14 protein-coding genes are annotated in these 20,990 nt (G+C 37.0%); 13 read left to right on the top strand and 1 reads right to left on the bottom strand.

Annotated elements, in window-relative coordinates; genetic code table 11:
• Positions 1 to 88 precede the first annotated feature (88 nt).
• From LEGAS_RS01065 to LEGAS_RS01115, 11 genes are all read left to right on the top strand, one after another.
• Positions 89 to 1,414 carry a 2-hydroxycarboxylate transporter family protein gene (locus LEGAS_RS01065; RefSeq protein WP_013231166.1) on the top strand — a complete coding sequence of 442 codons (1,326 nt, stop codon included), beginning with the start codon at positions 89 to 91 and terminating at the stop codon, positions 1,412 to 1,414.
• A 259-nt stretch (positions 1,415 to 1,673) separates the two neighbouring features.
• Positions 1,674 to 4,376: a bifunctional acetaldehyde-CoA/alcohol dehydrogenase gene (gene adhE / locus LEGAS_RS01070; RefSeq protein ID WP_010387449.1), complete on the top strand. Its 2,703-nt coding sequence runs from the start codon at positions 1,674 to 1,676 to the stop codon at positions 4,374 to 4,376.
• A 119-nt stretch (positions 4,377 to 4,495) separates the two neighbouring features.
• Complete coding sequence (locus tag LEGAS_RS01075; RefSeq protein ID WP_010387446.1) at positions 4,496 to 6,856, top strand: YhgE/Pip domain-containing protein; 2,361 nt, start codon at positions 4,496 to 4,498, stop codon at positions 6,854 to 6,856.
• A gap of 31 nt (positions 6,857 to 6,887) precedes the next feature.
• Positions 6,888 to 7,394, top strand: coding sequence for an RrF2 family transcriptional regulator (locus LEGAS_RS01080; RefSeq protein ID WP_010387444.1), 507 nt, complete (start codon positions 6,888 to 6,890; stop codon positions 7,392 to 7,394).
• A 149-nt stretch (positions 7,395 to 7,543) separates the two neighbouring features.
• Positions 7,544 to 7,999 (top strand): MarR family transcriptional regulator, encoded by a 456-nt coding sequence (locus tag LEGAS_RS01085; protein WP_010387443.1) that lies wholly within the window; start codon positions 7,544 to 7,546, stop codon positions 7,997 to 7,999.
• Positions 8,000 to 9,340 carry a dihydrolipoyl dehydrogenase family protein gene (locus LEGAS_RS01090; protein WP_013231167.1) on the top strand — a complete coding sequence of 447 codons (1,341 nt, stop codon included), beginning with the start codon at positions 8,000 to 8,002 and terminating at the stop codon, positions 9,338 to 9,340.
• A gap of 18 nt (positions 9,341 to 9,358) precedes the next feature.
• Positions 9,359 to 10,315, top strand: coding sequence for an NADP-dependent oxidoreductase (locus tag LEGAS_RS01095; RefSeq protein ID WP_010387441.1), 957 nt, complete (start codon positions 9,359 to 9,361; stop codon positions 10,313 to 10,315).
• Positions 10,316 to 10,675, top strand: a complete 360-nt coding sequence (locus tag LEGAS_RS01100) for a DUF1304 domain-containing protein (protein ID WP_010387440.1) — start codon at positions 10,316 to 10,318, stop codon at positions 10,673 to 10,675. It abuts the gene before it with no gap.
• Positions 10,676 to 12,085: 1,410 nt separating this feature from the next.
• Complete coding sequence (locus LEGAS_RS01105; protein ID WP_242821465.1) at positions 12,086 to 15,775, top strand: glycoside hydrolase family 68 protein; 3,690 nt, start codon at positions 12,086 to 12,088, stop codon at positions 15,773 to 15,775.
• A gap of 201 nt (positions 15,776 to 15,976) precedes the next feature.
• Entirely contained in the window at positions 15,977 to 17,224 is a 1,248-nt protein-coding gene (locus LEGAS_RS01110) for a chloride channel protein (RefSeq protein WP_013231169.1), read from the top strand.
• A 217-nt stretch (positions 17,225 to 17,441) separates the two neighbouring features.
• Positions 17,442 to 17,840: a helix-turn-helix transcriptional regulator gene (locus tag LEGAS_RS01115; protein WP_013231170.1), complete on the top strand. Its 399-nt coding sequence runs from the start codon at positions 17,442 to 17,444 to the stop codon at positions 17,838 to 17,840.
• A gap of 45 nt (positions 17,841 to 17,885) precedes the next feature.
• On the opposite strand, the gene LEGAS_RS01120 is transcribed toward LEGAS_RS01115, so the two are convergent.
• Entirely contained in the window at positions 17,886 to 18,218 is a 333-nt protein-coding gene (locus LEGAS_RS01120; protein ID WP_010389779.1) for a VOC family protein, read from the bottom strand.
• A 100-nt stretch (positions 18,219 to 18,318) separates the two neighbouring features.
• Here LEGAS_RS01120 and LEGAS_RS01125 point away from each other — a divergent pair, with 100 nt between their 5' ends.
• Positions 18,319 to 19,875: an ABC-F family ATP-binding cassette domain-containing protein gene (locus tag LEGAS_RS01125; RefSeq protein WP_013231171.1), complete on the top strand. Its 1,557-nt coding sequence runs from the start codon at positions 18,319 to 18,321 to the stop codon at positions 19,873 to 19,875.
• Between the two features lie 132 nt (positions 19,876 to 20,007).
• Complete coding sequence (locus LEGAS_RS01130; RefSeq protein ID WP_010389776.1) at positions 20,008 to 20,988, top strand: biotin--[acetyl-CoA-carboxylase] ligase; 981 nt, start codon at positions 20,008 to 20,010, stop codon at positions 20,986 to 20,988.
• The last annotated feature ends 2 nt before the right edge of the window (positions 20,989 to 20,990 follow it).

The following is a 20,990-nucleotide window of genomic DNA, read 5'->3' on the forward strand; positions in this document are numbered from 1 at the left end:
GAAGGTGATTACTATAAAGTGATGATTATGTCTATTTTTACAACATTTTGTGAATTTTATAACTAATGGATGATGGAGAATTTAAATAATGCTAGATAATAATGATAGTAAAAATACGATGCATAACTGGCGCAGCCGACTTGCTAAAATGGATGCAATTCAAATAAGTGGTATTGGCTTGGTTGCTTATATTTTAATGGCAATTTTGCTGGTAGTAGCGATACAGACACACACCTTACCGAATACAATGATCGGTGCTATTTTAGTTTTAGTTTTGATGGGACATATTTTTTATTACTTAGGGGCGCATCTACCTATTTTTAAGTCGTATCTAGGTGGCGGATCCGTGTTTACTATTTTGGCGACAGCTATATTGGTCACAACAGGTATTATGCCACAATCAGTTGTTCATACTGCCTCAGGATTTATTAACGGTATGGATTTCCTGGGATTATATATTGTATCCTTAATTGGCTCATCAATTTTTAAGATGAATCGTAAAATGTTGTTAAGTGCGGCTATAAGATTCTTACCTGTTGCATTTATCTCAATGGCAATCACATTTTTTGGTGTTGGCTTAATGGGAATGCTAATTGGTGAGGGGTTTGCTCACGCAGTGTTGTACATCAGTTTACCAATTATGGCAGGTGGCGTTGGTGCTGGTATCGTCCCTTTGTCAGGCATATATGCGCATGCGTTTGGACGTCCAGCTGCAGCAATATTATCTCAGTTATTTCCAGCAGTTATTTTTGGTAATTTATTGGCTATTATTAGTGCCGGTTTGGTTTCTAAAATATTTATGACGAGTAAATACAATGGACACGGAGAGTTGTTACATAGTAAAAATAGCAGTGAAAAAGTTGCAAAGGAATTGAAGCCAGACTATATTCAGATGGGTGTGGGTCTTGTCATTTCGGTATCATTCTTTGTATTTGGCACAATGTTGAGTGCCCTTTTCCCAAATATTAACGCTTATGCTTTTATTATTTTAACAATTGTATTAATTAAGGCACTCGGGTTGTTACCCGTTTATTATGAAGAATCAGTGATTATGTTCGGACAACTGGTCGTAAAGAATATGACACATGCTTTACTTGCCGGTGTTGGATTATCATTGTTGAATATTAAGTTATTATTGAGTGCACTATCTTGGCAGTTTGTTGTTTTGTGTGTAACTAGTATCATCATTATATCATTAGCAAGTGCTTTCTTAGGAAAGATGTTTGGACTTTATCCAGTTGAATCAGTTATCACAGCAGGATTGGCTAATAATAGCATGGGAGGAACTGGAAACGTTGCAGTTTTGGCCGCATCAAATCGTATGCATTTGATTGCTTTTGCACAGATGGGAAATCGAATTGGTGGTGCACTCGTTTTGGTTATTGCAGGAATTTTAGTATCATTTATGAGATGAAATATAGTCATATCTGACAGATAAGTTATTTATAACTTATCTTTTTTCTGTAATGGTGTATTATAAATTTAGGGAATAAGATGTATTTCATAGATATATTGTAAATTAATACACAATCTATAAAAATAATAGAAAGCGCTTACAAATCCTATTATAACAGTAGATTAAAAACTTTTATAAAAATACTTGCTTTTTATAAACGGGTGTTATATACTTATATTGTTAAGTAATGAGCAAACAATAAAAGGAGCACATCATTATGGCAGATACAATTGTAAAAAAGCCCGTAAAAAAGGTTTTGACACCTGAAGAAAAAGCAGAACTACAAATACAAGCTGAAGCAATGACAGCAGCATTAGTTGAAAAATCAAAAATAGCATTAGCAACGTTTTCGACCTATACACAGAAACAAGTCGATAAAATCGTAGCAGCGATGGCATTAGCAGGTTCAGAAAATTCTTTAGTATTAGCTCATGCAGCCTATGATGAAACTGGTCGAGGTGTTGTTGAAGATAAAGATACAAAAAATCGTTTTGCATCAGAATCTGTTTATAACGCAATCAAGTTTGATAAGACAGTTGGTGTCATCAGCGAAGATAAAATTCAAGGGAAAGTTGAATTGGCTGCACCGTTAGGCGTCTTGGCTGGTATCGTGCCCACAACTAACCCAACATCGACAACGATTTTCAAGTCAATGCTAACAGCTAAGACACGAAACACAATCATCTTTGCATTTCATCCACAAGCACAAAAATCATCGGCACTTGCTGCCAAAATTGTTTATGATGCAGCTGTTAAAGCTGGTGCACCTGAAAACTTTATTCAGTGGATTGAAAAGCCATCACTTTATGGTACTAGTGCGTTAATTCAAAATCATAGCATAGCATCTATTCTAGCTACTGGTGGGCCTGCAATGGTTAATGCAGCCTTGAAGTCGGGAAATCCTTCGATGGGTGTTGGTGCTGGAAACGGGGCTATTTACCTAGATGCAACAGTTGATACTGATCGTGCGGTATCTGATTTGTTATTGTCAAAGCGTTTTGATAATGGTATGATCTGTGCTACTGAGAATTCAGCAGTCATTCAAGCCCCAATTTATGATGAAGTGCTTCAAAAGATGCAGGATCAAGGTGCTTATTTAGTACCTAAAAAAGACTACAAAAAAATTGCTGATTATGTGTTTAAGCCAAATGCCGAAGGCTTTGGCATTGCTGGTCCAGTTGCTGGTATGTCAGGCCGTTGGATTGCTGAACAAGCTGGTGTGAAAATTCCTGAAGGCAAAGATGTCTTACTGTTTGAATTGGATCAAAAGAATATTGGTGAAGCTTTGTCTTCAGAAAAGTTGTCACCGTTACTTTCAATTTATAAGGTTGAAAAGCGCGAAGAAGCTATTAAAACAGTACAATCATTGCTGAACTATCAAGGTGCCGGACACAATGCTGCTATTCAAATTGGTTCACAAGATGATCCATTTATTAAAGAATATGCGGATGCAATTGGTGCATCACGTATCTTGGTTAACCAACCGGATTCAATCGGTGGTGTTGGCGATATCTATACAGATGCTATGCGGCCATCATTGACGCTTGGTACCGGATCATGGGGGAAGAATTCATTGTCTCACAACTTATCAACATATGACTTGCTTAATATTAAAACAGTGGCTCGCAGACGTAACCGACCACAGTGGATTCGTTTACCTAAAGAAGTCTACTATGAAGCAAATGCAATCACTTACCTGCAAGAATTGCCATCAATTAAGCGAGCATTCATTGTTGCTGATCCTGGTATGGTTCAGTTCGGATTTGTTGGTAAAGTATTGAGCCAACTTGAATTACGTCAAGAACAGGTAGAAACAAACATTTATGGTTCAGTTAAACCTGACCCAACCTTATCACAAGCCGTTGATATTGCCCGCCAAATGGCTGCATTTAAGCCAGATACTGTCATTTTACTTGGTGGTGGTTCAGCGCTTGATGCAGGAAAAATTGCGCGCTTCTTGTACGAATATTCAACACGTCACGAAGGCATTTTAGAAGACGAAGACGGTATCAAAGAGTTGTTCATGGAATTGCAACAAAAATTCATGGATATTCGTAAGCGTATCGTTAAGTTCTATCATGCGCGTTTGACGCAAATGGTTGCTATTCCAACAACATCTGGTACTGGTTCAGAAGTGACACCATTCGCGGTAATAACTGATGATCAAACACATGTTAAGTACCCATTGGCTGATTATGAATTGACACCCGAGGTGGCGATTGTCGATCCAGAGTTTGTTATGACCGTGCCAAAGCGCACAGTAGCATTCTCAGGCTTAGATGCTTTGTCACATGCATTTGAATCATATGTGTCAGTTATGGCATCAGAATTTACACGCCCTTGGGCTTTACAAGCTATCAAGTTGATTTTTGACAATTTGACAACATCGTACCAATACGATCCAAAAAATCCGACAAAAGAAGGCCAAAATGCACGCACAAAGATGCACTATGCCTCAACTTTAGCTGGTATGTCGTTTGCCAATGCGTTCTTAGGAATTAACCATTCGCTAGCCCACAAAACTGGTGGTGAATTCGGTTTGCCTCATGGCTTGGCAATTGCAATTGCAATGCCTCATGTGATCAAATTTAATGCGGTGACTGGTAACGTTAAGCGTACCCCTTATCCACGCTATGAAACTTACACAGCGCAAAAAGATTATGCAGATATTGCCCGTTACCTTGGATTAAAGGGTAATACGGATGCTGAGATGGTTGATGCTTTGATTGCTGCTGTAAAAACGTTAGCTAAGTCGGTTGAAGTTGACCAAACTTTGACAGGCAATGGCGTTAAGAAAGCGGATTTAGAAAGCAACATTGATCAGTTGACAGACCTTGTTTACAATGATCAGTGCACACCAGGTAATCCACGCCAACCTAGTTTAGAAGAAATCAAACAATTGTTGAGAGATCAACTTTAATTAATAAGAGAAAACATCAAATAATAATAGATTGATGTTTTTTTGTTTGCAAAATACCTTAACCGTGTATATAATATATCCATAGACATTTAAAGTACACGAAAAAGAAGGTTTGGCACATGAAGTTTTGGAAAAGCGCAGAATGGCAACGCATTGGTAAATTACGTGGTTTAAAATTACTATTGATAGGCATTACTTTAATTCCAAGTATTTATGCGGTGATATTTTTGTCATCTCTGTGGGATGCTTATGGGAATGTTAGTCATTTACCTGTAGCTGTGGTTAATCAGGATAAAGCAGCTAAGATTAACGGCAAGACTCAGCATCTGGGATCTGATTTATCAGATAAATTAATAAAAGATCAACCTTTAAAAATAAGTGAAGTATCATATAAAAAAGCTCAAGATGGTTTAAAGCAAGGTAAATATTATATGACGATCACTATTCCAAGTGACTTTACAAGTAATGCCGGCACACTACTAAGTGGCAAACCAAATGCTTCTAAAATAACCATTGCACATAATGCAGGACAAAGTTTTATTGCTGAAAAAATGACGAGTTCAGCAGCAGCTAAAATTCAAACGAGTGTCACAAAATCGTTACAAAAAGTTTATAACGAAACAATTTTGTCAGCTACAAAATCGTCACAAAAAGGCTTGCAAGCAGGTGCTAATGGTGCAAATCAATTAAATAACGGCTTAGGTCAACTTGCCGATGGCACAAAAAAATTAAATGATGGTGCATCGTCATTAACATCTGGTTCATCAACATTGGCAGGTGGTTTGAATCAGTATACGAATGGTGTATCGCAAGCTAACAATGGATCCAATCAACTTACTAGTGGTGCTAATTCTGCTGCTAATGGGGCTAACCAATTGGCTTCTGGAACATCTCAGTTAGCAAAAAACGCACCACAACTAGAAGCCGGGAGTCAACAACTGGCAACTGGGGCACAAGAATTATCAAAAAAGTTGCAAGAAGTTAGTGATAGTATTACAAAGGGGCAACAAGATAAACAAACGGTTGACAAATTAAACCAACTAGAAAATCTAATGACAGAGCTCACGACGGCAGTGAATAAAATTCAAATTCCTAATAGTACTATTGATACTGATGCGATGACACAAGCTGGTACCGATTTACAATCTGGTGTTCAAGGTGCAGGAATTGATGCACAAAAAATAAATGATTTAGCTAAAAATCCTAAATTTCAAGCCTTTATGGCAACTAATCCAGATATTGCCCAGCAGTTTGGGCAAACAGCTAGCGATTTAAAAGGCAATCTTGAAAAAAGTGGTCAAGCGGCCACGACATTGCAGGGACAATTGGGACAAATAAGAGATTTGTTGCCACAATTAACACGACTGCAATCGGTGTTGCCGAATCTCAAAGCAGGTTTAGCGGCTGCACAGACAGGCAACAAGCAAGCGATTGATCAATTAAATGGCAGTTTGACTCAGATTAGTCAGTTACTTGCACAACAATTCGTACCAGCTGCCAATCAACTTGCCTCAGGTGCAGCCACTTTAAATGCTGGTCAAAAACAAGTAACAGTTGCATCGTCACAACTTAATAACGGTGCCAGTCAATTAGCTAGTGGCAATTCACAACTAGCGATTGGTGCCAATCAATTAAATAACGGACTGGGTCAATTGCATAACAAAAGCGGTGCATTAAATAGTGGCGCTAGCCAGTTGAATAGCGGGGCTCAACAGTTAACAACGGGTACGTCACAGGCCATGTCGGCATTAGGTCAAGCACAAAATGGCGCACAGACATTGGCATCTAAAATGGCTGATGGTGCTGTTAAACTTGAAGCAGTACATGGTAATAAAGATAATGTTAATGCATTAACAAATCCTGTTAAAAGCGCACAAACGAATTTATCAACGGTACAAAATAATGGGACAGGTATGGCACCTTACATGATGTCTGTTGGTCTGTTCGTTGGTATGATTACACTAAGCACAATCTACGACTTTATGACTGTAGCCAAGAAACCACGTAGTGGTATCGCATGGTGGGCAGATAAACAAACTGTTAACTTTCCAGTGTGGATAGGTCAAGCGCTCGTGATGACAACGTTGTTAGTGTTAATAGACGGCCTAAATGCAGCGCGACCTGTGATGGTCTTTGTTGTAGCCTTGGTAGCAGCATTCTCATTTAATCAATTAGTGTTGTTTTTCAATGTGTTATTTGGCAAACTTGGATCAGGTATTATGCTAGTTCTGATGGTACTTCAATTGAGTGCTAGTGCTGGATCGTATCCGATAGAACTATCAAATGAATTCTTTAGAACAATACATCCATGGGTACCAATGACATATTCAGTTCATGCATTTCGTGAAACAATTTCTATTGGTGGCAGTGTTGCCAACGACTTAACTATTTTATTAATCATTGGTCTTGTATCAATGGTGTTAACTTGGGGTGTTTATCATTGGAAATTACGCCATAATCAAATGATTTGGTCGGCCTAGGATAATTAGATTGCAATGTTTGGAGGAAATTATGAAAATGTCACATGCAGTGGAACAAAGCTTAGTCGTCTTAGTGATGCTAGCTTTGCAAAAAGATGACTTACCGGTTAAAAGTTATTTATTGAGCGATCGACTAGAAGTTTCTGAATCATATTTAAAAAAGACGATGCGAAAGCTAGTTGTAGCTGGTATTGTTCAGGCAATTGCTAGCAAAGAAGGCGGATTCAGATTGGCACGACCAATTTCTAAAATTACATTGTTGGATGTTTATCAAGCAATTGAGGGCATAGGTAGTTTCATTCATTCAACACAACTCGCTGACCGAATTTTTTTAAGCCAACAATCAAACAAGCGTATAGAAGATGTGCAACAAGCGCTAGAAGTTGCTACAAACGATGTGTTGACAGTTTTTAACGAGGCGGAGCAGGATTTTAAAAATAGACTACAAAATTATACAATTGCTAAACTTTTAGGACATATTAATGTTGATGGTTTTGATAAAATTGATTGGCGACAAGTTCACTTCACTGTTAATTAACGACTGTATGGTCGTTTTTTTTATTTGGTAGCAAATTTTTAGAGTGTTAGATTGACAGTTATAATGACATGATCATTTTTCAGCATAATAGTTTACAAAGTGTGTCGTATACGATATACTTTTGGTATAGAAAAATGTCAGGAGCTAACATGGTGCAAGAAGAACTACTATATGATGAGTTGTGTTTATCAGTTTATAACACAAATCGTTATTTCCACCGATTGTATGATCGCGTTTTGGATCAATATGACTTGTCGTATTTACAATATATGAGCTTACTGATTATTCACCAGCGCGACGCATTAAAAATGATGGATATTGGTACGGTATTAGAACTATCAAGTAATACACTCACTCCGGTTATTGATAAGCTTGTCCAAAAAGGTTGGGTTTTAAAAGTTCAAAGTGTAACGGATAAACGCGTCAAAGTTTTGGCAATGGCCGATGATAAACAACAATTATTTCAAAAAATTCTTGGAGAAATTGATGACATACGCGATGCGTTACTGCAACGTAGTGGTCGGCCGTTAGCTGACGTGCTCCGAGAAAACCAAGCGCTCAACCACGTTTTAGAAAGTATGTTAGCAGAAAAGGAAGAAAAATAGATGATGTATGATGTAATTTTTATTGGTAGTGGACATGCTGCTTGGCATGGTGCGCAGACACTGGCACGTGCTGGTAAAAAAGTGGCACTCGTTGAAGAAAATAAAGTTGCTGGTACATGCACAAATTTTGGTTGCAATGCCAAAATTTTGCTTGATGGGCCAGCTGAAATGATTCATCACTTGAATCATTATCATGGTATTGGAATTAACGAGACACCAGATATTGTTTGGCCAGAATTGATGGCATACAAGCATGAAGTCATTGATCCATTATCAGACGGATTAGCACACATGTTGTCAGTGGATGGGATCGATATTATTTCCGGTCATGCAAAATTTGTCGATGCCAATACTGTGAAAGTTACTGGCGAATCATATACAGCTGAGCAATTTGTTATTGCAACTGGGCAACGTCCGGCTAAGCTACCAATTACTGGTGCTGAATTAACACATGACAGCACGGATTTCTTAGACTTGCCCGACATGCCAAAATCAATGGTGTTCATTGGTGCGGGTTACATTGCCATGGAATTTGCGTCAATTGCGCATGCTGCTGGTAGCAAAGTGACGTTGATTGAATATGGGAACCGCGCATTAAATGGTTTTGATGCTGATTATGCGCAGACCGTCGTGGCTGACATGACTGAGAAGGGTATCACTTTTGCCTTTAATCATGCGGTATCTGAGGTATCACAACTTGAAAACGGACAGTATCTTGTGACAACAGCACAAGGCGACACCTACCAAGTTGATTATGTGATGGATACGACCGGTCGCGTGGCGAACATATCAGATCTTGGTTTGAATGAAATTGGTGTTGATTCTGATCGTCAAGGTGTCTTAGTTGATAACCACTTACAAACAACCGTAGCTAATATTTATGCGAGTGGCGACGTGATTTCCAAGTCAATTGCACGTTTAACACCGACAGCAACTTTTGAATCACATTATATTGCGCGGGTCTTGCTGGGAGATCAGACGCCAATTACTTATCCGGTTGTCCCAACAGTTGCCTTCACATTACCACGTGTGGCACAGGTCGGCGTGACAACTGCTGAAGCGGACAAACGACCAGATTTAACAATTATTGAAATTCCTTATGGTCAAATGATGCGTTTTCAGACACTAAATGATGTGCACGCAGCGATAAAAATTGTCATAAACCAAGACAAACAATTAGTTGGGGCGGCGTTAATAGGTGATTTTGCACCTGAAGTCATCAATGCATTGGTTCCAGTGATTAACAAACAATATACGAGTGACGACATCAAATCTCAAGTTTTTGCTTTTCCAACGCACACAGGAGTTGTGTTGCCGATGATTGCAAATTATTTATCTTAAACGTGAGGAAAAACGCATATGAAAGCAGCAGTGATTCATCAATATGGTGATAGTAGCCAGTTAGAAGTCAGTGATATAGCAGTTCCAGCAATTAAGGCAGATGAAGTCTTAGTTGAAAACATGGCAACTAGTATTAATCCAATCGACTATAAAGCGCGCCAAGGGTTGTTACAAGGTATGTTTCAATGGCAATTTCCAGTTGTGTTAGGCTGGGATATTGCCGGTAGAATTATTGCAGTTGGTGATGATGTCCATGATTTTCATGTTGGGGATGCCATTTTTGCACGACCTGATATTGACCCGATAGGAAAAAATGGCACGTATGCCGAATATACTGCGGTTAAGGCAGATAAGTTAGCGCGTAAACCGGACAATATTAGTTTTGAAGCAGCTGCAGCTGTCCCATTGGCTGGTTTAACAGCATTACAAATATTACGTCAATTACAAGTTAAGGCTGGTCAAAAAGTTCTCATCCAAGCTGGTGCAGGCGGTGTGGGTATTTATGCCATTCAACTCGCTAAAAAGCTAGGTGCGTATGTTGCCACGACAGCAAGCCAAAGCAATCGTGATTTTGTCACTAGTTTAGGTGCTGATCGTGTGATTGACTACCATCAAGGAACTATAGCAGAGGTATTATCAGATTATGATGCCGTATTTGATATGGTTGGTGATATTGATAATGGCATTGCTATTTTGAAACCCGGCGGTCATTTTGTGACAATTTCAGCAACACTTACTGAGGCCCAAAAGCAAACCGCTAATAAGACAGTTTCAGAAGGTTGGCTTGAGACAAACGGCCAGGATTTAGCTATCTTAGCTGATGCGATTACTGATGGCACTTTAGAAATTGTGGTGGATTCAGTATACCCACTGACAACAGACGGAATACGAGCAGCACATGAACGTAGCGAAACACATCATGCGCGTGGTAAAATTGTTGTTAAGGTTAAAGTAACTGAACTAGAGGGAGAATAAATGTTTGCATATATTATTACAGGATTGGTCGCAATAGAGGCAATTGTTATTATGGTTGTTGAAATGTTTGGTTCATCAAAACAACAAGCGGAAGCTTTTGAATTGGAAGAATCTTTTGTGAAAATACCAGAAGTGAAGTCATTATTGGGAAATCAAGGTGTCTATAATGGGCTGTTTGGTGCTTTGATTTTTGCCACAATGTTCCTATTAACTGGACCACAACAAATTTTGATGTTGCAATTAGAAATGCTATTTATTTTGATTGCAGCGATTTATGGTAGTTTAACTGCTGCTCGTAAAATTATTTTAGTTCAAGGTTTACCAGCTGCAATTGCTTTGCTTGTGTTGTACTTGAAGTAAAAGTTTAACTTTTTCAGAGGGATATGTGGAAAGAATAAAGTCAGTTAATGTTTTGATTAAAAATGTAGAATCTGCTGACTAGCTTAGTGAAAAATTATCTAGTATATATGATTATGGAACCTGTTGTGTTGTCACAAAATTTTTCATAGTTAAGAAATTATTAATATGCTATATAATGTTGAGAACTAAACGATGAGAATGCGATAGTTTGTTCGTTGTTTGTATTAATTTAATACAAATAACGATTTTTTAATTCAATCAATAGTATCTAATTTGTATGTCATTTACGAAAGGAGAATAAGGACAAAGAACTAAATTTTAAATAGGAAAATGATATTGTCTTCTTGGTATTTGCTGTGTTTTTTGGGCAAAAATTTAATATTTTTAGGGTATTTGGACAACGGCTATAGTATTCTTTTTGTTTAGCACGATAGCAACTTATTAAATGATTTTTGGTTATGATTTAGTTAAAAAGTGACAAAATACATAGTTTTAAGTGGTTGAACCGTATTTTTAATTAGAACTATTCATTCTACGATACTGGAACATATTAATAGTAGTATATCAAATAAGTTTTTTCGTTAGCATTGCTGGAATATGATAATGCACTTTATTAGCTGTCCTAACATTTATCATTAGTATTGTTAGAAGAATTGAGAAATTGTTTTTTAGACAGCAGAATTATTGCTAAAATCATACCCACAATCTGTTATTTTTGGTGTTGTAATAACGTAGATTAGCTTATTTTTACTTGTATTAACATCATTATTGTTGTTTTAATTCATCTGGAAATGGCGTGATAGTGCTCATGCAAATCACAAATTATTACTTAGGCGATACATTCTTAACTATAGTGTGTATTATAAGTTTTTGAACTATGATTATTAGATTAATAGCGTTGTGCGCATAAAATATTCATTTTATTGTTTATGGTTTCAAATTTTAATTTAGATGCAATTCTTAGCCGAAGGTTACCAATTTTAATGATTTTATATACAATACGTATACTATTCAATAATATACGTATTGTATATGTGTTTACTCATGGTATTAAAACATATTACGATTATTTTAGATGGTATAAAATCTCTGCTAATTCACATTTACGATAGTGAAAATATGGGGTATATTTTATATAGGATTAGAAGGCACAGACTGATAGTACATATTAATAGTGAAAAATTAAAATATGAATTTTTTTTTCACCTTTATGGTGCCTAACTAGTAAGTTAAGTTAGTTTATAAACTAAAAATTTATTATGAATATGGCAAAAAAGTGGTGAACACAATAATAATGTTGAAAATGGGAATAATATTTCAGTAATGTGGGGTTATTGATGTTAAAATATAAAAAGTACAATATCACAATAATTTTAAATTTAGGTTTAGATAAATGTAAATAGGAGAGAAATGATGAAAGAAAATATTTCACGAAAAAAGTTATATAAGTCCGGTAAGGTGTGGGTGACAGCTGCCACTGTATCTGCGATAATAGGCATGGTAGGTGGGGCAACGACTAAAGTTAGTGCTGATACAGTTGCTGCAAAAGTGGATAATAACGTAAAAATTGTTACGAAAATGGAACCGATTACAAAAAATTCTGTAAAAGCAGGAGAAACAGACAAAGCAGTTGCTGACACAACAAAAGCAGGAGAAACAGACAAAGCAGTTGCTGACACAACAAAAGCAGGAGAAACAGACAAAGCAGTTGCTGATACAACAAAAGCAGGAGAAACAGACAAAGCAGTTGCTGACACAACAAAAGCAGGAGAAACAGACAAAGCAGTTGCTGACACAACAAAAGCAGGAGAAACAGACAAAGCAGTTGTTAATACAACAAAGGCAGCAGAAACAGACAAAATAGCAGATGAATTAAATATAAAATCTCAGAAATCTAAGTTGACTGATCTGGGAAACAAATTATTATTAGATGCAGCAATTGATAATCAAACACTTCAAAATTTAACCGACCAACAAATAACTGCTTTAAACGCTGCCGCTCTTAAATATTATGATAATCCCAATAAAAAAGCTGACATAAATGCCATCACATATAAACATTTTGATGATTTAATTAATCAGCTCAATGAGCAGCCAGTGTCATTGGCAGTGCCCAAATTTAATTCTGGAAATATAAAAAATTTACCTGCAGTTACTACAAAAAGTGCACAAACGGGAGAAGTAGCGAATCTTGATATTTGGGATTCATGGATGGTTCAGGATGCTAAAACTCAACGAGTGGCTGAGATTAAAGGTTCTCAAGTGATGTTTGCATTAGCAGGATTACCAAGCAATCCAAGTGATACTCATTTATACATGTTATCTGCACCATATAAAGCGACTGCGCTAAGTGATTGGAAAATGATAGGCCCTGTATTTGGTTATGAAGCAGTGCCTTGGAATCAAGAATGGTCGGGATCTGCGACGTTAAATGATAATGAAAGTATTCAGTTATTTTATACACGTGTGCAATGGAATAATGATCTCAGGCAAAACATGCAAAAGCTTCATACGGTGAACATTATTGTGAAGGAAGATAAGAATAAGACTTTATATATTGAAGGTATTAAAAATGATCATTTGATTTTTGAAGGTGATGGGACCAATTATCAACAAATAGAACAAACATTTAATGTTGATAGAGACAATTTCACATTACGCGATCCACATGTCATTGAAGGTGATGGGACACGATACTTAGCATTTGAAAGCAACACGGGTACTGATAAAAATTCAGGTTATGATAACATAACAGATTTATCTAATTATGGTGGATCATTAAACTATAATGTTATCAAGTTACTAGAGGTATCAGGTAACGAGGAGACGTCTAGAGTTGCTTCATTGGCTAATGGAGCCTTGGGATTAGTAAGGTTGACAAATGTACAAGATAACCCAACAGTGGATCATGTATATAGTCCTCTGATAACTAGTAATATAGTTACTGATGAAATTGAACGTGCAAATATAGTTCCGATGAATGGCAAATATTATTTATTTACAGATACAAGAGTATCAAAATCTAGTTTAGAATCTAGTGGAAGAAGAACTAATGTCTCTGATATTGCCATGTTAGGTTATGTCAGCGATACAATATTTGGATCGTATAAGCCTCTGAATGGTAACGGCGCTGTATTATTAGGAAATACTGATTATGGAGATAGAACCGACACATATTCTTATTACGCTGTTCCAGTAAATGGCTATAGCGATCGTTTATTGGTTACTAGTTATATGTCAAATAGAAATTATGCAGCTGGTAAAAATTTAAATGCAACTACAGCACCATCATTCATTATTAAAATTAATGACAACGATACAACATCGGTAGAACAGACTATAACCACGCAAAATGATTGGGTTGATCCATATAATGCGATAGACTCAGCCATGTATGGATTTCCAGGACAAAATGTTAATTTTAAGAAATATATAAATAGTTCATTTAGAAAAGATGGTATGTATTTAAATGCACCTTATGGGGCTAACGTAACAAATGAACAAGGCTATAATTTAAATCCAATTAACGTGGGAAATACTACGCAATATAATGGTGAAAATGTAATAATTACAAAGCAATATGTAACCAGTGACACTGTAACATGGTATCTTACAAGTTTAAATAATCAATCTGTTTGGATTGACAGTCGAGCATTTACATCAGTGCCTTTGAAAGTAACAGATATGATGAGCTTTGTTACCTATGATGGTCGTAAAGACGGTATGTACATTAATGCACCATATGGTATGGAAAATGCCCAATATGTTGGTCAGATTAATAATTATAATGGTACAGCTTTTGTAATTAAGGCACAGTACAATACACGAGGCGTGACTTGGAATTTACTGCAAGTTAACGGGCAAGAAGTATGGATAGATAATCGGTCATTTGCAACAAACTTTACACGTGAAGTCAATAATAGAATGTTTGTCAACAGTGCAAACAGAACAGATGGTTTGTATATTAACGGTACTTATGGTCAGGGTAACGCGCTTTGGGTTGGCAACACTAAAAAGTATAATAGTCAGATTGCCACAGTTACTAAGCAGTATTATGATGATAAAGGTATTGTCTGGAATCAGGTTATGCTTGGTGGGCAAACAGTGTGGGTGGATAATCGTGCTTTTACACAACTCCAAACACAAGATATTAAGCAACAGCTATATATTAATAGTAATCAGCGTACGGACAGTTTGTATGCAAACATGCCATACCGTGGTGATGGTTCACGTTGGGTAGATCGCACAACATCATTTAATGGGCAACGTGTTGATGCAATTAAGCAGGGGAAAGATGCCTATGGTGTGACTTGGAATTTGATCAAGTTGAATGGTCAAGAACTGTGGGTTGATAAGAATGCGCTCACTACAACATATACGCAAAACTTAAATATGAATATGTATGTTAATAGTTCACAAAGAACAGACGGTCTCTATATTTCAGCACCTTATGGTGTTAAAAATGCTAAATGGATTGGTAATACAAAGTCGGTTAACGGACAATATGTTAAAATATCACAACAATATGCCAATGAATTTGGGATTACTTTCTATTTAGTTAATTTACATGGACAAAATACTTGGATTGATAATCGTGCATTTAGTGCAACCTTTGATCAAATTGTAGCGCTAAACGCTACAATTAATACACGCCAACGAGCAGACGGAATGTATTTGAATTCATCATATGGGGAAACAAATTCAAAATATACTGGGAATGTAAGCCAGTATAATAATCAAAAGGTTACTGTAACTAAAGAACATTCAGATACTAAAGGAGTTGTCTGGTATCTTGCTAATGTTAATAATCAGCAAGTATGGATTGATAAACGTTCGTTTTCTCCAATTGTAACAAGGTCAGTTGCATACAGTGCAACGATTACATTACGTGCAAGTTCAGATGGCATGTATTTGAATGCGCCATATGGGGAAACAAATTCGAAATTTTTCGATAAAACCAGTAACAATAGATATAAGAATACTAAAGTTCAAGTAACAGAAGAATACACAAATTTAAAGGGTGTAGTATGGAATTTGATCAAGTTAAATGGGAATGACGGACAACAAGTATGGATTGACCAACGTGCTTTGAAAGTTTAACTTTCCAAAAAATAACCAAATTATTTTGATTATAGGGCGTAGCTTAGTAAGTGGTTGTTAACAATGATTCTCAAACATTGTTAACAACCACTTTTTATCGCCAACGATAACAATTAAATTATAATTAAAAAAAGATCGAATTAAAATCATCCTTGCGGTAGAATATAATGGTTGGTAAATTGAAAAAATAGGTGTTTAAATATGGCGTTTAACCAGTACAAAGAAAATATAGTTTTAGCAGTGTCAACCGTAGTGCTAGGCGTGATTGTCGGATTGAGTTCCCTATTATTATCCCTCTTTTTAGAAGTTATTGAGCATTTCTTTTTACATTATGAAGAAACGGCAAAATTTCCGGCACCAGTCGGTGCAACACCAATTGATCGGCTACTTTCTGTTGCTGTTGGTGGTGTGATTGCGGCTGTAATTTGGTGGTTTTTACGCACCAAAACAACGCCGACTATCAGCATTAAAAGGGCATTAGCTGGTGAACGCATGCCTTTTTGGCAAACAGTGGTTCATGTTGTGACACAAATATTTTACGTTGGCACTGGTGGATCTGTTGGGCGTGAATTAGCACCACGAGAAGCTGGGGCGCTTTTGGCGCAAAAATGGGAAGATTTATGCGACAGATACCATGTCCCTAAGTTAACAGCAGAAGATAAACGCTTATTGATTACAGCAGCTGCTGGCGCCGGCTTTGCCGGGATTTATATTGCGCCAATTACTGGGATGTTTTTTTCGGTTGAAGTATTATTTAAAAAATTAACTCTGCGAACAGTTGGCGTTAGTTTAACGATGTCAATAATTGCCATGTTTGTTGGATCGTTAGTTAAAGGCTTCAAGCCGTACTATATACTTACAGATGTTAAGTTTTCATTGGTGAGTTTTGTGTTTGTGCTGATTTTAGCACCATTAAGTGGTTTAGCAGGTAGTTGGTTTAGAAAGTTTTTTCAATGGGCCGAAAAACATCAAACAAAAGATAATCACATTCTATGGCAATTGCCAGTGGCAGCTATCTTAACTGGTATTGTGGCATACTTTTTTCCTGAAATTATGGGGAATGGCCGTTCATTAGCACAACTCGCCATTAATAGTCATCAATTAACGATGTTGGTTATTCTAGTCGTAGGGGCTTTATTAAAAGTCGTTGTGACGGTCTTAACCATTCGTGCAGGCGCTTCAGGTGGCACATTGACGCCTTCTATTGCTGTTGGTGGGGCATTAGGTGCTGTGTTAAGTCTTATCTTAGCTATTTGGATTCCAGGTATGTCAATTGGACAAGGCGCTATTTTAGGGGCAGGCACACTATTAGCAGCATCTCAGCAAGCACCTTTTATGGCAATGTTCATGTTGATTGAAATATGTCATTTAGAGTCGTCTGCTTTACTACCAATGGGATTTGGGATTTTAATAGCGACTGCTGTTTCAAAAAAAATATTGTCTGATTAGACAATATTTTTGTCGAACATAAATGGTTGCTTAATGATGCAATCTGATGAAAGTTGGTATGATAGGTTTTTGGTGAATGGAAATTTGTTATTAGCAATCTATCCGTGCGCAATTAAGGATTGCTAATTGCGGTTTTTAGTCGTTTAATTGCTATACTTTATGTCCCTCATGCAGCATAATTAGGGGAGTTAAATAACTAGAAATGAGGATTGATGTGATGGCTAATGTATTACCGAATCAGCTCAAAAAGTATCGCTCTGATTTAAACATGTCACAAGAGGATGTAGCTGATAAATTGTTTGTTTCACGACAAGCTGTATCACGCTGGGAATCTGGAGACGCGACACCAGACTTAACAAACCTAATTAAATTAACCGAAATATTTAAGTGCTCCCTTGATAGTTTGGTACTAGGAATTGAAGAGACACCTTCTAAGTCGGGAACGCCTGAAATTGACAGTAGTGAGTTTACATTTGACCCACGTCGTGGGGAGTATGTTCGCCGTCGTAAAAATATGAATTTTTGGGATTTTGCAGCCAGCTATTGGTGGCTTATTTTCCCTGTCGGCGGCTTTTTAAGCTGGATTATCCCGGAGATCGTTGGTGTTTTTAGATAATTAGTACTCAAAAGGGCCAAACATTTTTGTTTGGCCCTTTTAAATTTATTTATTTGCTTCTAATATAATGGTATTGCCCTCTGAATCGTTTATTTGGAAAGCAATTTTATTCCCAAAGCGTTCCTCGGGATTGCCAACAATAGTAATAAAGTTATTACGTAGGTGCTTGAGCAACTCTTCTTGATGATCTCTTACCAGTATTTCAAGTGTATCCGTGGGCTTACCATTAACAAAAGTAATGTCCTCACCATCTAACACCAAATGTCGACCACTTTCATGACCTGATTGGGGCAAATCAAAAACATCACGCCAAAAACGATAGGCACGATTGATGTCAGTTGCTGGAATTATTTTAATATTAAGTTTGCGTGGTTTCATAATACTATAAGTATAGCTGAATTTAGTCAATTTTCAACATATTTATTGATAATAAGATTTTCAGCCACATATCAATCTAAAATATGTTACACTTATAGCTATGGCATTATTAGAAATCAGTGGGCTTTCAATGGCCTACGCAGAAAAAACTTTATATGAAGACGCAGCATTCGAATTACAACAAGGCGAACACATGGGAATTGTCGGCCAAAACGGTGCAGGTAAGTCAACGCTTATCAAGATCGTTACGGGTCAGGAATTACCTTTGTCTGGTAAAATTGAGTGGCAAAAAGGCCTTAAAATTGGCTATTTGGACCAGTATGCAGAGATTCCAGATGGCATGAATTTGATTGCCTTTTTGCATACTGCCTATCAAGACCTATATGATAAACAAGATCGTATAACAGATCTTTATAATGAATACGCGGAATCAATGAACGATAAATTGTTGGAACGCGCTGGACGTATGCAAGAGGAACTTGATGCGGCCGGATTTTATGATGTTGACACAAAAATTGAACGTGTGATTTCTGGACTTGGTTTAGAAGCTATTGGACGTGATCGTGAGTTGGATCAAATGTCTGGTGGACAACGCGCTAAAGTCATTTTAGCAAAGCTATTGCTTGAAAATGATGATGTCATTATTTTAGATGAACCAACCAACTATTTGGATGTGGCACATATTGAATGGCTAGAGGATTTTTTGCAAAATTATGAAGGGTCAGCCATGATTATTTCTCATGATTTTGACTTTTTAGATAAAGTAACTAATGCCATCATTGATCTATCATTTGGAAAAATTACTAAGTTCCGTGGCTCATTCAAAAAAGCTATGCGACAAAAAGATGAACGTTCAGAGCAACAGTTACGTCAATATGAAAAGCAGCAAGGTGAGATTGAAAAAGCGCAAAAGTTTATTGCCAAAAACAAAGCACGTGCTTCAACATCTAAACAAGCCAAATCACGTGAAAAAATGTTGGCGCGCATGGATAAAGTTGATCCGCCATCTGAAGCACTTCAAGCAAAGTTCAATTTCCCCTATGTGAATTCACAGTCTGCTAATGCTTTGGCGGTAAACAATTTATCAGTGGGATATGTTACACCAGTTTTGGAGCCAGTCACATTTTCAATTACGACAGGACAAAAGCTTGTCTTTAAAGGATTTAATGGTGCTGGTAAATCAACATTGATTAAATCTATTCTAGGTGTTATTCCAGCACTTCATGGTGAAGCTGAGTTTTCTCCGTCTGCCGTTGTCAATTATTTTGACCAAGATTTAGAATGGGATGACGATACCAAAACGCCGCTAAGAGAGATGCAAGATCGGTTCCCAAAGTTAGAGCCCAAAGCATTACGGACACGTTTAGCGGCAGCTGGTATTAACGCTGAAAATGCACAGAAACAAATGCAATTGCTTTCTGGTGGTGAACAAACTAAGGTTAAATTGGCGATTATGGAAATGAAGCCAAGTAATTTTCTGATTTTAGACGAACCAACTAACCATTTGGATGAAGGTACAAAAAATGCCCTTCGTTCAGCAATCGATAAGTTTCCAGGGAATGTCATTATTGTTTCCCACGAAGTTAGCTTTACTAAGGGTCTTGGCGACCGTGAGCTAAACGTCGCTGCTTTGTCATTTAAGAAAGAATCAGAATAAGGGTTGCTAAAAACGCTTTCGAGCGTTTTTTTATATGGGTTGACATTTAGAGTATAGTAAACCATAATTATATAATAAGTTTACTTTGAAATGACCTTTTTGAATATTATAAAAATGACCTGAGGAAAAAATATGAAAACAGATGAACGTATACTACATTTTTTTGCTGAACATGAAGGGGAATATTTAAGTGGGGAAACATTAGCTAAAAATTTAGATATTAGCCGTGCAGCCGTATGGAAAGTCATTAAAAAATTAACAGAACAAGGACACACAATCGATAGTCAGCACCATGTTGGGTATCGCTATCAAAGTGGAAAAGTTTTGAGTGTACCTATGATTAGACAATTGGCGCACAGTGACTGGCAGATAAAACTGTTTGATGTCATTGATTCGACAAATACTTATGCAAAAGAAGCATTAACACGCGGTGATATAACAAAACCGACAATGATTATTGCTAATCAACAAATTGGTGGCCGTGGCCGTTTAGGCCGTACTTTTGTATCACCAGCTGATACGGGTTTGTATATCTCATTTGCTTTACCGCTACCTGTTGGAACATCGGTAGTACCTGGATTACTAACAACTGGCACAGCCGTGGCGGTTTCGCGGGCTATAAAGAAAACGATTGGTATTGAATTAGACTTTAAATGGGTTAATGACTTATTATTCAAAAACCGCAAAGTCGGTGGCATTTTAACTGAAGCGGTGATGGATTTTGAAAGTCAACAAGTGTCAGCAATTGTTGTAGGTATTGGTTTGAACTTACAACAGCCTCAAAATTTGGATGCCACGTTAACAAATAAAGTGGGTGGTATGGTTGAACACCTCACTGTATCACGTAATGTGATTGTTGCTACGTTGTTTGATGAATTTGTTAAATTGTATGCTGAATACACCGATGGCTCATTTTTAAAGGCTTATCGTCAACGAAACATTGTCATAAATCAGACCGTCACAGTGAAATATGGGAAAGAACTCGTAACTGGTATAGCAAAAGCGATTGATGAACAAGGGCAATTGCTTGTAGATACGGGTGATGTTATCAGAACGATTAATTCTGGGGAAGTATTGAAAGTACAATTGCCAAATAATAGTTATCACGGTTAATT

Source organism: Leuconostoc gasicomitatum LMG 18811, from assembly GCF_000196855.1.
GTDB classification, from domain to species: Bacteria; Bacillota; Bacilli; order Lactobacillales; family Lactobacillaceae; genus Leuconostoc; species Leuconostoc gasicomitatum.